Below are 13,568 nucleotides of genomic sequence, written 5' to 3'. Positions count from 1 at the left end.
GAATGCGCTGTGAACGCCGTCCGCCCACTGCCCTTTCCATGGCCTTCCGTCGCCCCTCAGCTCGCCGCGCCGACCGACACGCTGAGGAGGACCGGAAAACTCGGGCATATGAAACCGACCGGATTGATCGAAACGCAGCAATCCGACTGGTACGCACTCTATTTGAGGGTTGCTCCCGCCGAATTGCGAGCTAGATTTTGACCAGATCGTCGGCGTGCACGACCGGGCGCTTCATGCTGTCCGGCAGCTCACTGGTCGACCGGCCCTTCATCGACTCCAGTTCATCGCTGTCGTAGGCGGTGACGCCGCGCGCCACGATCCGATTGTCCGGGGAGATCAGATCGATGACATCGCCGCCGTAGAAGCGGCCGTTCACCTCGGTGATGCCCGCCGCCAGCAGCGAACGCCGCTGCTCGGCCACCGCGTGCACCGCGCCCGCGTCGATGTGCACCGCGCCATGGCTGTCGGCGGCATGCCGGACCCAGAACTTGCGGGCGGACAAGCGAACCGGGCGCGCGGCGAAGGCGGTGCCCACACTCGCACCCGACAGCGCGGCGGCGGCATCGGAGGCCGCGGCCAGCAGCACCGGCACGCCGGCGTCGGCGGCCAGCCGGGCCGCGCCCAGCTTGGAGGCCATACCGCCGGTGCCCAGCGCCCCGCCGGTGCCGGCGATCACGCCGTCCAGATCGGCGCTGCTGCGCACCTCCGGAATGAACGTGGCCGAACCCTTGCGCGGATCACCGTCGTAGAGGCCGTCCACATCCGAGAGCAGCACCAGCGCGTCCGCGCCGACCAGGTGCGCCACCAGCGCGGCCAGCCGGTCATTGTCGCCGAAACGGATCTCTTCCGTTGCGACGGTGTCGTTTTCGTTCACCACGGCAATGGCGTGCAGCGACCGCAACCGATCCAGGGTGCGCTGCGCGTTGCGGTGATGCTCGCGCCGGCCGAAGTCACCGGCGGACAGCAGCACCTGCCCGACCACGCGCCCGTAGCGCGAGAACGAGGTACCCCAGGCATGCGCGAGCGCCAGCTGACCGACGCTGGCCGCCGCCTGCTTGGTGGCGAGATCCTTTGGGCGCTTGGACAATCCGAGCGGTGCGATGCCCGCGCCGATGGCGCCCGAGGACACCACCACCACATCGGACCCGGCGCGCATGCGCGCCTCCACCGCATCGGCGAGCTTGTCCAGCCGATCGGTGTCGAGACCGCCCTCGAGGCTCGTCAGCGCCGACGACCCGATCTTGACGACCACACTGCGCGCCGTGGCAATGGCCTGCCGGGCCTCGCTCAGCCCGGACTCCACCCGCGTGATACTCGAACTCACCTGCACCACACCTCAATTCGCCCGCGGGACCGCCGCGGTAGTTCTATTCGTCCTCGTCCACCAGGCCACGCCGCACCCGCGAGGCGTGCTTGCGCTCGGCCGCGCCGATGCGCTCGGTCTGATCCAGGCGCGGATCCACGCCGCGGCGAGTCATCAGCGTGTCCACACCGGCGGAGATCGCCGGCTCCCAGTCGAAGTAGTAGTCGCCGATGGTCACCGGCGCGCCGGGCTGCGCGCCCTGCTTCACCAGTTCGTCCTCGACCCCGAGGCGGGCCAGGCGGTCGGCCAGGTAACCCACGGCCTCGTCATTGTCGAACTGGGTCTGCGCCACCCAGCGCTCCGGGCGCTCACCGGTGACAATGAAGCCGCCGGGCACCTCCGGATCCTTGATCACCTTGAATCCGCTGTCGCCCTTGGCGATCGGGCGGATCACCGGACGCGCCGCTTCGGCCTTCGGATGCGCCTCGCGGTACTCGCGGACCATATCGGCGAGCGCGAAAGTCAACGGGCGCAAGCCTTCCCGGCTCACCGCCGAGATCTTGAACACCGGCCAGCCGCGCTTCTCGAATTCCGGGGTCACCATATCGGCGAGCTCATCGGCATCGGGCACATCGACCTTGTTGAGAATGACCACGCGCGGCCGGTCGGCCAGATCGCCGAGGCTCGCATCGCCCTTCAGCGCGGGCTGGTAGGCGGCCAGTTCGGCCTCGAGCGCGTCCACATCCGAGATGGGATCGCGGTCCGACTCCAGGGTGGCGCAGTCCACCACATGGGCGAGCACCGCGCAGCGCTCCAGATGCCGGAGGAAGTCCAGGCCCAGACCGCGGCCCTCGCTCGCACCCGGAATCAGGCCGGGCACGTCGGCCACGGTGAAGGTGGTGTCACCCGACTGCACCACACCGAGATTCGGCACCAGCGTGGTGAACGGGTAGTCGGCGATCTTCGGCTTGGCGGCCGACAGCACCGAGACCAGCGAGGACTTGCCGGCCGACGGGAAGCCCACCAGGCCCACATCCGCCACCGACTTCAGCTCCAGAACGAGATCGCGTTCCTCGCCGTCCTCGCCCAGCAGCGCGAAACCCGGCGCCTTGCGCGCCTTCGACACCAGCGCCGCATTGCCCAGACCGCCGCGCCCGCCCCGGGCCGCGATGTACTGGGTCCCCACCCCGATCAGATCCGCCAGCACCTCACCATCGGTGCTCATGACCACGGTGCCGTCCGGCACCTTCAGCAACAGCCCCTCACCCTGCTTGCCATTGCGATTCGAGCCCTCACCCGGCTTGCCATTCCCGCCCTTGGCATGCGGATGGAAGTGGAAGTCCAACAGCGTGTGCACATTCGGGTCGACCTCGAGGATCACATCCCCGCCATTGCCGCCATTACCGCCATCGGGCCCGCCCAACGGCATGAACTTCTCGCGGCGCACCGAAGCACACCCGTGCCCGCCTTTGCCCGCACGCACGTGCAGTACGACACGGTCGATGAATTTGGACATATCGGTGATCATCCTCCTTCAGGACTAGTCGTCTGCTTTGGGGACCGGGGCCACCCTGCCACCCCTTCCAAGGGGGTTCGGGGGCTTAGCCCCCGTCATCTTTTTCGCACGTCGTGCGAACGCAGAAACGGGCCAGGGTGTTTCTGCACCCTGACCCGCTTCGGAAAGTTTGTGGAGAAGCTCCGTGACGGCGTCAGGCCGACACCGGCTCCGGAACCACGATGTTCACGGTCTTGCGGCCACGCTTGGTGCCGAACTGGACCGAGCCCGCCTCGAGGGCGAACAGCGTGTCGTCGCCGCCACGGCCGACGTTCACGCCGGGGTGGAAGTGCGTGCCACGCTGGCGAACCAGGATCTCGCCGGCCTTGACGGTCTGGCCGCCGAAGCGCTTCACGCCGAGCCGCTGGGCATTCGAGTCGCGACCGTTGCGCGAGCTGGATGCACCCTTCTTATGTGCCATTTCAAACTCCTCGTGCCGGGGTGCGAACCCCTGGTCGGACTACTTGATGCCGGTGACCTTCAGGACCGTCAGCTTCTGACGGTGGCCCTGACGCTTGTGGTAGCCGGTCTTGTTCTTGAACTTGTGGATGCGGATCTTCGGGCCCTTGGTCTGATCGACCACCTCGGCGGACACCGTGATCTTGGCCAGCGCGGCCGCATCGGTGGTCAGCTCGGCGCCGTTGACAACCAGCACCGGCGACAGCGACACGGACGTGCCCGGCTCACCCTCGAGCTTCTCGACCTTCACCAGGTCACCGACCGCGACCTTGTACTGCTTTCCGCCGGTCTTGACGATTGCGTACGTTGCCATCGGTCGGCTGCCCTTCTTTCTTCGTACTTAGTGCTCGGCACTGTTCTCACGCGGCTGAACCCCGGCTGCTGCCGGAAACCGCCGCATGACTGGTCTGGTATTCACCGCCGCCTCAGGCCGATGGCTCTAAATACGAACCGGGGCCCACTCTCTAACAGCACTTACGACCTCAGCGCAGACTGCTGTCACCGGGGGCAGCGACTATCCGAGACTACAGGACATGCCCACCCCCCTCCAAACTGGGGTGAGGAGCCCAACTCGCGGGTGCTCTCAGGGGCTTCGCCCCCGAACCCCCAGCGGAGTTCCCGGGGGCTCCGCCCCCGAACCCCCGGATGACTGCGCGCCGCCGGTGCCCCCGGCGCCCGGCGCACAGCCCGTCGCCGTCGACCGCAGCCCGTCGCCGTCGGCCGCGGCCTACGGCGTGGCGCCTGTCGGCCTGACGCTAGTCCCGGACGTAGTAATCGCCCAGCACCCCGTCATAGGCGCCGTTCGGGCGGCAACAGCGTTTGAAACCGGCGGCCGGAGCCGCAGGGGCAAGGGTCCTGGCCGCCGAGCTTCTCGACCAGCTCCTTATCGTCGCCGATGATGCGGTCGCCGCGTTTGACCTTGGTCTCGCTAGAGGGAACCCCCGGCGGCGCTTGCTGGTCCGTTCAAAAGGACGTCTCGTCGTTGCGATACATGATGGGCTCCTTCGCTCGTCGAAGCCTCGAGCTTAGGGAGCGACTGCCCCGGGGCCAACTGGTTTACGCGCGAATGCCCGCCCTCCCCGGTTGCGGGAGGACGGGCATTCGCGGAGTTCACCTACTTGTTGGCGTCCTCCGGCGCGCCGGCGGGGCGGCCCGCGGTGCGGCGGCGGGGCCGGGCACGCGGGGGCACCTGGGCCGGCGGGATGTCATCGAACGACAGGGCCGGGGTTTCGGGCTTGTCCGCGCTGGAGATCACGAAGACCGCGCTCGTGCTGTCCGCGGCCGGGGCCACCGGCGTACGGGCCACGCGGCGGCGCGGGCGGCGGCCGGACGCGGGGGCGACGATCTCCGGCTCCGGCTCGGCGGCCTGGGTGGCGGTTTGCACCGCATCGGCGGCCTGAGCATCGGTGACCGTGACCGCCACCTCGGCGGCGGCCGTCGATGCCTCCGGGGCGACGACGTCGGCGGCGGCGGCTTCGTCGGCTGCGGTCGGGACGCTCTCCGGTTCGGTTGCGAGCGGAGCGGTTCCGTTGGTTCCGGCCTTAGCGGCGGCATCCACCTCGGCCTGCGCGACGGCTTCGGCCTCGGGGGTGAGCTGATCGGCCTCGATGGCGGCTTCCGCACCCGCGAGCTCGGCGGCGGCCACCGCTTCCTCCGCGGCGGCGACCTCGTCGGCGATGGCGGCTGCTGCGGCGGCCTCCTCGTCGTCGTGGTGGTGGGCGGCCATGGCCAGGGCGACCGGGTGGGCGCGCTTGGCGGCGACCTTCTCCTTGGCCTCCTTGGGCTCCTCGGCCACCGGGGTCTCGGCCGGAGCCGGGGTTTCGGCGGCGGCCGCGCCGCGGTCCTTGCGGCGGCGGCGCGAACCCTCGCGGCGGCCGACGCCCTCCTCGGCGGGAGCCGATTCGACCGGGTAGTTGTGCACCAGAATGCCGCGGCCGTGGCAGTGCTCACAGGTCGTCGAGAAGGCCTCGACCAGGCCGGTGCCCAGCTTCTTGCGGGTCATCTGGACCAGGCCCAGGGAGGTGACCTCGGAGACCTGGTGGCGGGTGCGGTCGCGGCCGAGGGCCTCGGTCAGGCGACGCAGGACCAGGTCGCGGTTGGATTCGAGGACCATGTCGATGAAGTCGACGACGATCATGCCGCCGATATCGCGCAGCCGCATCTGGCGGACGATCTCCTCGGCCGCTTCCAGGTTGTTGCGGGTGACGGTCTCTTCCAGGTTGGAGCCGCCGGCGCCGGTGAACTTGCCGGTATTGACGTCGATGACCGTCATGGCCTCGGTGCGGTCGATCACCAGGGTGCCGCCGGAGGGCAGCCACACCTTGCGGTCGAGGGCCTTGGCCAGCTGCTCGTCGATGCGGAAGCTGCCGAACACGTCGACGCCGTTGTTCTCGTGGCGCTCGACGCGGGCCAGCAGGTCCGGGGCGACGGTGCGGACGTAGTTCTCCACGGTGGTCCAGGCGCGGTCGCCCTCGATGACCAGCTTGGAGAAGTCCTCGTTGAACAGGTCGCGCACGACCTTCACCAGCAGGTCGGGCTCCTCGTACAGCGTCTTCGGCGCGCCCGAGCCGTTCTTGCCCTGCTCCTCGATGGTGCGCCAGGTCTGCTGCAGCCGTTCCACGTCACGAGCCAGCTCGGCTTCGCTCACGCCCTCCGACGCGGTGCGGATGATGACGCCGGCGTCCTGCGGGACGATATCGCGCAGGATCTCCTTGAGCCGCTTGCGTTCGGTATCGGGCAGCTTGCGGGAGATGCCGGTGGAGGTGCCGCCCGGCACGTACACCAGGAAGCGACCGGCCAGGCTGATCTGCGTGGTCAGGCGAGCGCCCTTGTGGCCCACCGGATCCTTGGAGACCTGCACCAGCACGGTGTCACCCGGCTTGAGCGCCTGCTCGATCTTGCGTTCCTTACCGCCGAGACCGGCGGCCTCCCAGTTCACCTCGCCCGCGTACAGCACGCCATTGCGGCCGCGGCCGATGTCGACGAACGCGGCTTCCATCGAGGGCAGCACGTTCTGGACCTTGCCCAGGTACACATTGCCGACCATGGACGCGGACCCGGTGCTGGTCACGAAGTGCTCGACCAGGATGTTGTCCTCGAGCACCGCCACCTGGATGGTGTTCGACGGGTGATCGGGGAAGTGCTTCTCGCGCACCACCATCACCCGATCCACCGATTCGCGCCGCGCCAGGAACTCCGACTCGGTCAGGATGGGCGGACGGCGGCGACCGGCCTCGCGGCCGTCGCGGCGGCGCTGGCGCTTGGCCTCCAGGCGGGTCGACCCGCTGATGCCCTGCACCTCGTCCACCTCTTTGGCGGCGCGGCGCTTGGAGCGCGGTTCGCGCTCGTGCACGACGGTGTTCGGCGGATCGTCGTCGGCGGCCTCGACCTCGCCCTCGTCCCCGCCCTTGCGGCGGCGACGGCGACGCCGGCGACGGCTGCTCGAACCCTCCGGCACGGCGGCCGACTCGTCGTCGTCCTCGGTGTCGGCGTCCTCGCCGTCGGCGTTCTCGGCCGCGATCGGATCCTCGGATTCGGCCTCGGCGTCGTCACCGTCGGAATCGCTGTGCTGTTCACCGCGACCCCGGCCGCGACCGCGACGACCGCGCCGGCGGCGGCGCGAGGTGCCCTCGCCGCGCTGCTCGCGGGACTCGTCGCCGTCCCAGTCGCTCTCGTCCTCGGTCTCGTCGGATTCGGTGGCCTCGGCGGCCTTCTCCTCGGCGACGGTCTCCTCGACCTTGGTCTTGCGGTCGTCGGTCTTGCGCTCGTCGGTCTTGCGGTCGTCGGCCTTGCGGTCCTCGACCTTGGTCTTGCGCTCGGCGCGCAGCTTGCGGCGCGTCTCCTCGGCGGCCGCCACATCCGGCGACAGGAACAGCGGCGCGGCCACCACGGCGGCGGGCTGGAAGGTCACCGGCTCGGCGGCCTGCGGCTCCGGCTGCTGGAACGGGCTGGTGAACAGCTTCGCCTGCCGCGCGCCCGGCGCGGAATCGGCGGCGGTCTCGGCCTCGGCGGCTTCGACCTCCTCGGCGGCCAGTTCATCGGCGGCCCGGTCGTCCCCGGCGGCGATGGCGGCGTCGACCGTCGCCTCGGCGATCGGCTGCGGCGCGGCGGCCGGCTCGACATCCCGCGGCCCGAAGGCGTCGCGGACGGTCTCGGCGACCGTGCGGTCCAGGCTCGATTGCGGGCTGCGCGCCTGCGCGCCCATTTCGGTCAGGTGGGCCAGGATCTTCTTGCTGGTGACTCCCAGCAACTTCGCCAGTGCGTGCACACGGATCCGTTCCGGCAACTGTTCGGCAGCCGGGATGGTGTCCGCGGCCTCCCCTTCGGCATTCACCTGCGATGCTTCCTGCGGCTCTCGATCGGCCACGAAATCTCCCTCGGGCCCCCGGGCGCGTCCCTCGGAGAGTGACGCGGCCGACGCGGGGGCGCTGTTTACTCGGTCTCGCGCCTTGTCAGGGCGCGAGAGCGATGGTCTGTGCGCCGCGCGGCCCGTTATCACCTTGTGTTCGTCGTTCGGGCTAACTGGCCGCATGGCGCCTGGTTGGTTGGCTCAACTCCGCGTCACGAGCGTTCATCCAGCGTGCCGGCCGACAACCGAGTCTTGGAAGTCGTCGAGGGCAGCGATGATCGTCCGTCGCTCCGCGGTGTCAATCGGATATCCCCCTCCACCTGCCGCTAACGGCGAGCGTCGGCGATATCCGTTGCCAGTATCCCACACCACGTCGGGGCGTCGCGCCCACGAACCCCCCGCGTCGGGATCTCACCGGGTCGAGATCGGCCTCGCACCGGCCGGTGCGAGGCCGGGACCTCGGTGCTGTTTCGCCCGTCAGAGGGCGAATTCGGGGAACCAGAGGGAAATCTCACGCTTGGCGGACTCGGGCGAGTCGGAGCCGTGCACGAGGTTGAACTGGGTCTCGAGGGCGAAGTCGCCGCGGATGCTGCCGGGGACGGCCTTCTCGACCGGGTCGGTGCCGCCGGCGATCTGGCGGAACGCGGGGATGGCGCGCGGGCCTTCGAGCACGGCCGCGACAACCGGCCCCGAGGTGATGAATTCGATCAGGGAGCCGAAGAACGGCTTCTCGGCGTGCTCGGCGTAATGCTGGCCGGCCAATTCCTCGGAGACATTCACGAGCTTCAGGGCAGCGATCTTCAGACCCTTCCGCTCGATGCGGGTGATGATCTCCCCGATCAGGCCCCGGGCAACGCCGTCCGGCTTGATGAGTACCAACGTCTGCTCAGTCACGCGCAAAGAGTAACCGGGGTTCCGCCCTGTAAATAATCCTGGCCCCGCGGTCGGACGACCGCGGGGCCAGGGACGAGCGAGGTGGGTGGAGCTGCGGTGGCTCAGGAAGCCATGCGCTGACTCGGCAGCAGACCCGCGTCCATGCGCTTCTTCACATCGGCGCGCAGGAACAGGATGAACAACCAGACCGCCGCGAAGACCACGCCGATGATGAGGATCGACAGGTGGATGAAACCGCCTACCAGCAGCGGGATCTGGAGCGCGAGGTTGAAGCCGATGGCCCACGGCCGCTTCTGCACGCCCGCGCCCAGGATCATGAGCACGGCCAGGCCGGCCAGGAACAGCACCGACCACCAGCGCAATCCCCCGCCGACGGCGGAGACCACCGGCAAGGCGAGCAGCACGGTGATGGCCTCGAGGATGAGCGTCCCGGCCATCACACCGCGGAAGCCCTTCCACGGGTCGGTGGCGGGTGCGGGCACGGGCTGCTGGTCCTCGGTCACGCGGGATCCTTTCCGAAGAGGGAGCGGGCGGCCCCGGCGGTGACGACCGAACCGGTCACCACAATGCCGGCGCCGGAGACCATCTCACCATTCTCCCCTTCTTCGGCGAGGGCGATGGCGGTCTCGATGGCGTCGGCCAGGTCGGCCGCGACCGCCACCCGCTCGTCGCCGAAGCGCTGAACTGCGAGGTTGGCGAGATCGTCGACGGGCAGGGCGCGGGGGGAACCGTTCTCGGTGACGACGATCTCGTCGATGACCGGTTCCAGCGCGTCGAGGATGCCGCCGGCGTCCTTGTCGCCCAGCACCCCGATGACGCCGACCAGTTTGCGGAAGTCGAATTCGGTGGTGAGCGTGGCCGCGAGCGCCTGCGCGCCCTGCGGGTTGTGCGCGGCGTCGATGAAGATGGTCGGCGCGGCGCGCATGCGCTCCATGCGGCCCGGGCTGACGGCGGCGGCGAAACCGGCTCGCACGGCATCGATATCGAGCTGACGGGAGGCGCCCGCGCCGAAGAAGGCTTCCACGGCGGCGAGTGCCAAGGCCGCATTTCGCGCCTGATGCTCACCGTGCAGGGGCAGGAAGATGTCCTCGTACACGCCGCCGAGACCCTGCAATTCCAGGACCTGACCGCCGACGGCCACGCGCCGGGTCAGCACCTGGAATTCCGAACCTTCGCGCGCCACAGCCGCATCCGCCTCGACGGCGCGGCGCAGCAGGACGTCCATGACTTCGGGTTCCTGCTGGGCGATGACCGCGACGGTGTCGCGCGGCACCAGCCCGTCGTCGGGGGCCTTCTTGATGATCCCGGCCTTCTCCCCCGCGATGGAGGTCAGATCCGGTCCGAGGTAGTCGGTGTGGTCCAGCCCGATCGGAGTGATCACGGCGACCTGCCCGTCGATCACATTGGTGGCGTCCCAGGTGCCGCCCATACCGGTCTCGACGATCGCCACATCGACGGGCGCTTCGGCGAAGGCCGCGTAGGCCATGCCGGTGAGCACCTCGAACTTGCTCATGGCCGGGCCGCCCGCCGCCGCGGACTGCTTGTCGATCATCTCGATGAACGGCTGCAGTTCGCGGTAGACCTCGACATAGCGGCCCGGGGTGATGGGCGCGTTGTCGACGGCGATGCGCTCGGTGGCCAGCTGCAGGTGCGGGCTGGTGATGCGGCCGGTGCGCCGGTGCAGAGCGGTCAGCAGGGAGTCGATCATGCGGGTGACCGAGGTCTTGCCATTGGTGCCCGCGACATGGATGGCCGGATAGCCCTGCTGCGGCGAGCCGAGCAGATCCATGAGCGTGGAGATGCGGGTGAGCGACGGCTCGATTTTGGTCTCCGGCCAGCGCTGGTCGAGTTCGGCCTCGACCAGGGCCATTTCGGCCAGGTCCACCGGGGAGGTGCCGCTGGTCAGCGGCGCCCCTTCGGCGTACTGGCGCTCCGGCTCGCCGTTCACTTGCCGTTACCCTTGGCGATCTCCTGCAGCCGGGCGCCGATGCGCTCGACCTCGGAGGCGGCGATCTCCTGCCGGGCCCGGATCTTGGCGACCACATCCTCGGGCGCCTTGCCGAGGAAGGCCTCGTTGCCGAGTTTGGCGGTGGTGCCGGCCAATTCCTTCTGCGCGGCGGCGAGGTCCTTCTCCAGGCGGCGGCGTTCGGCGTCGAGGTCGACGGTCCCGGAGGTGTCGATCTCGACGGTCACCGTGGCATTGGTCAGGCGCACCTCGACCGCGGCGGTGGCGGCGAAATCCTCGGTGGGCACGGTGAGCCGGGACAGGTTGGCGACCTCCGCCTGCTGGGCGAGCAGATCCGCGCCGTCCAGGCCGATGAGCTTGGCCGCGACCTTCTGACTGTCGGCCAGACCCTGATCGCTGCGGAAGCGGCGGATCTCGGTGATCAGCTTCTGGGTGTCGGCGATGCGGCGGGCGGCGGCGGCGTCGGCGGACGCGCCGGAGGCCTGCGGCCAGGACGCGATCACGATGGATTCGCCTTCGGAACCCTCGGTGAGGGCCTGCCACAGCGATTCGGTAACGAACGGGATGGCCGGGTGCAGCAGGCGCAGCACGGCATCCAGGACATTGCCCAGCACCAGGCGGGTGCTCGCGGCACGCTCCTCGGATTCGGCGAACTGCACCTTGGCCAATTCCAGGTACCAGCTGCAGAATTCGTCCCACGCGAAGTGGTAGAGCGCCTCGCAGGCCTTGCCGAACTCGTAGCGGTCGATGGCCGCGTCCACCTCGGCGACGACCTCGTCGAGGCGGTCCAGGATCCAGCGGTCGGTATCGGTGAGGGTGTCGCGGGCGGGCAGCTCACCGGTCACCGCGCCGTTCATGAGCGCGAACTTGGTGGCATTGAACAGCTTGGTGACGAAGCTGCGCGAGGCCGTCACGTGCGAGGTGCCGACGGACAGGTCACCGCCGGGCTGGGCGCCGCGCGCGAGGGTGAATCGCGTTGCGTCCGCGCCGTATTCGTTGATCCAGTCCAGCGGGTCGATGCCATTGCCGCGCGACTTGGACATCTTCTTGCCGTGCTCGTCGCGAATCAGGCCGTGCAGGAACACATCCTGGAACGGCACCTGCTTCTGCTTGGGGTCCTTGCCGGCGGTGATGACCGGGTCGTCGGAGACCAGCATGCCGAACATCATCATGCGGGCCACCCAGAAGAACAGGATGTCGTAGCCGGTGACGAGCACGCTGGTGGGGTAGAACTTGCGCAGATCCGCGGTGGCGTCCGGCCAGCCCATGGTGGAGAACGGCCACAGGCCCGAGGAGAACCAGGTGTCGAGCACGTCCGGGTCCTGCACCCAGCCCGCGGGGGCCTGCTCGTCCGGGCCGAGGCACACGACCTCGCCGCCGGGGCCGTACCAGATCGGAATGCGGTGGCCCCACCACAGCTGGCGCGAGATGTTCCAGTCGTGCATGTTGTCGACCCACTCGAACCAGCGCGGTTCCTGGCTGGCCGGGTGGATCTTCACCTCGCCGTTGCGGACCGCGTCGCCGGCGGCCTTGGCGAGGGCTTCCACCTTGACCCACCACTGCATGGACAGCCGCGGCTCGATGGGCTCGCCGGAGCGCTCGGAGTGGCCGACGGAGTGGATGTAAGGGCGCTTCTCGGCGACCACGCGGCCCTCGCGGGCCAGGCGCTCACGCACGGCGATGCGGGCCTCGAAGCGGTCCATATCGTCGAATTCGGTTCCGGTATCGGCGATCCGGCCGCGCTCGTCCATGATGGTCGGCATCGGCAGGTTGTGGCGCAGGCCGATCTCGAAGTCGTTCGGGTCGTGCGCCGGGGTGATCTTGACCGCGCCGGAGCCGAATTCGGGATCGACGTAGTCGTCGGCCACGATCGGGATCTGCTTCTCGGTGATCGGGTGGTAGAGGGTGGTGCCGATGAGGTGCTTGTAGCGCTCGTCGTCCGGGTGCACCGCGACCGCGGTATCGCCGAGCATGGTCTCCACACGCGTGGTGGCGACGATCACATGCGGCTCATCGTCGTTGAGGGAGCCGTAGCGCAGCGACACCAGCTCGCCCTCGACGTCCTTGTAGTCGACCTCGAGATCGGAGATGCCGGTCCGCAGGATGGGCGACCAGTTCACCAGGCGCTCGGCGCGGTAGATGAGGCCCGCGTCGTAGAGGCGCTTGAAGATGGTCTGCACGGCGCGCGAGAGCCCGTCGTCCATGGTGAAGCGGTCGCGGTCCCAGTCCACGCCGTCGCCGAGGGCGCGCATCTGCCACTGGATGGCGCCGCCGGACTCGCGCTTCCAGTCCCAGACCTTGTCGATGAAGAGTTCGCGGCCGAAGTCTTCCTTGGTCTTGCCGTCGACGGCCAGCTGCTTCTCCACCACGTTCTGGGTGGCGATGCCCGCGTGGTCCATGCCCGGCAGCCACAGCACCTCGAAGCCCTGCATCCGCTTGCGGCGGGTGAGCAGGTCCATGAGCGTGTGGTCGAGGGCGTGGCCCATGTGCAGGGAGCCGGTCACGTTGGGCGGGGGCAGCACGATCGAGTACGGGGGCTTGTCGCTGCTCGCGTCGGCCTTGAAGTAACCAGCGGCTACCCAGCGCTCGTACAGGTCGGCCTCGACATCGCTGGGGTTCCAGCTCTTGGGGAGGGCTTCGGCACGATTACGCGGGTTCTCAGAGGCTGTGCTGGTCACCGTGCGATTCTAAGTGTTGAGATCCAGGTCGCATTCATCGCCGCCGGGATATGGGCGAGTGCGGGTGGCGGCGGAGAGCCGGAGAGCGGAGCTCTCGGCGGATGAGGGACACCGAGAGCCCCGCCCTCGACAGCAAGACTACCGCCGTTCGAAGCGATCTCCCCGGATCCATAAGCAATTCTCAGGTTCGGCCCAAATCGGCCAGGGTAAGCCACAATTCGTTGCATCACCGTTGCGAACGCACAAGATCTTCGGGCCGCACAACCCGCTTGCGGCCGATCTCCCCCCGACAAGCGACCGGCTCCGGACCGGACCGATGATCACTCGGTGATGGATCAGTGAAATCTCAGGGGAATCCCGGTTGC

General features: G+C 68.9%; 10 protein-coding genes. All 10 read right to left on the bottom strand.

Annotation, left to right across the window (positions count from 1 at the left end):
• Nucleotides 1-190: 190 nt before the first annotated feature.
• A complete protein-coding gene (gene proB, locus ACFVIV_RS20290; protein WP_379198537.1) occupies nt 191-1,291 on the bottom strand; it encodes a glutamate 5-kinase in 1,101 nt (366 codons plus the stop codon).
• A 76-nt stretch (nt 1,292-1,367) separates the two neighbouring features.
• On the bottom strand, nt 1,368-2,819 hold the full coding sequence (obgE, locus tag ACFVIV_RS20285) for a GTPase ObgE (protein ID WP_379198422.1): 1,452 nt from the start codon (nt 2,817-2,819) through the stop codon (nt 1,368-1,370).
• A 193-nt stretch (nt 2,820-3,012) separates the two neighbouring features.
• On the bottom strand, nt 3,013-3,279 hold the full coding sequence (gene rpmA, locus ACFVIV_RS20280) for a 50S ribosomal protein L27 (RefSeq protein WP_379198420.1): 267 nt from the start codon (nt 3,277-3,279) through the stop codon (nt 3,013-3,015).
• A gap of 39 nt (nt 3,280-3,318) precedes the next feature.
• The gene (gene rplU, locus ACFVIV_RS20275) at nt 3,319-3,630 is read right to left on the bottom strand and encodes a 50S ribosomal protein L21 (protein WP_067544282.1); all 312 of its coding nucleotides are present in this window, start codon (nt 3,628-3,630) and stop codon (nt 3,319-3,321) included.
• Between the two features lie 476 nt (nt 3,631-4,106).
• Complete coding sequence (locus tag ACFVIV_RS20270) at nt 4,107-4,196, bottom strand: SEC-C metal-binding domain-containing protein (protein ID WP_379198535.1); 90 nt, start codon at nt 4,194-4,196, stop codon at nt 4,107-4,109.
• A 235-nt stretch (nt 4,197-4,431) separates the two neighbouring features.
• Nucleotides 4,432-7,683: a translation initiation factor IF-2 N-terminal domain-containing protein gene (locus ACFVIV_RS20265; RefSeq protein ID WP_379198418.1), complete on the bottom strand. Its 3,252-nt coding sequence runs from the start codon at nt 7,681-7,683 to the stop codon at nt 4,432-4,434.
• 459 nt (nt 7,684-8,142) lie between these two features.
• Nucleotides 8,143-8,559 carry a nucleoside-diphosphate kinase gene (ndk, locus tag ACFVIV_RS20260; protein ID WP_379198416.1) on the bottom strand — a complete coding sequence of 139 codons (417 nt, stop codon included), beginning with the start codon at nt 8,557-8,559 and terminating at the stop codon, nt 8,143-8,145.
• A gap of 101 nt (nt 8,560-8,660) precedes the next feature.
• A complete protein-coding gene (locus tag ACFVIV_RS20255) occupies nt 8,661-9,062 on the bottom strand; it encodes a DUF4233 domain-containing protein (protein ID WP_379198414.1) in 402 nt (133 codons plus the stop codon).
• Entirely contained in the window at nt 9,059-10,429 is a 1,371-nt protein-coding gene (locus ACFVIV_RS20250) for a bifunctional folylpolyglutamate synthase/dihydrofolate synthase (protein ID WP_379198533.1), read from the bottom strand. Before ACFVIV_RS20250 ends, ACFVIV_RS20255 begins: the two co-directional genes overlap by 4 nt.
• Before the next feature lie 74 nt (nt 10,430-10,503).
• A complete protein-coding gene (locus ACFVIV_RS20245; RefSeq protein ID WP_379198412.1) occupies nt 10,504-13,203 on the bottom strand; it encodes a valine--tRNA ligase in 2,700 nt (899 codons plus the stop codon).
• Nucleotides 13,204-13,568: the final 365 nt, after the last annotated feature.

The organism is Nocardia sp. NPDC127526 (assembly GCF_042672265.1).
Taxonomy (GTDB): Bacteria; Actinomycetota; Actinomycetes; order Mycobacteriales; family Mycobacteriaceae; genus Nocardia.
The sequence above is the reverse complement of the archived record's forward strand: the minus strand, read 5'-3'. Positions and strand labels throughout refer to the sequence as shown.

Bases quoted from the DNA above. Each gene is read 5' to 3' on its own strand.
- rpmA (WP_379198420.1), bottom strand. From the start codon at position 3,279: ATGGCACATAAGAAGGGTGCATCCAGCTCGCGCAACGGTCGCGACTCG.
- obgE (WP_379198422.1), bottom strand. From the start codon at position 2,819: ATGTCCAAATTCATCGACCGTGTCGTACTGCACGTGCGTGCGGGCAAA.
- ACFVIV_RS20250 (WP_379198533.1), bottom strand. From the start codon at position 10,429: ATGGCCCTGGTCGAGGCCGAACTCGACCAGCGCTGGCCGGAGACCAAA.
- rplU (WP_067544282.1), bottom strand. From the start codon at position 3,630: ATGGCAACGTACGCAATCGTCAAGACCGGCGGAAAGCAGTACAAGGTC.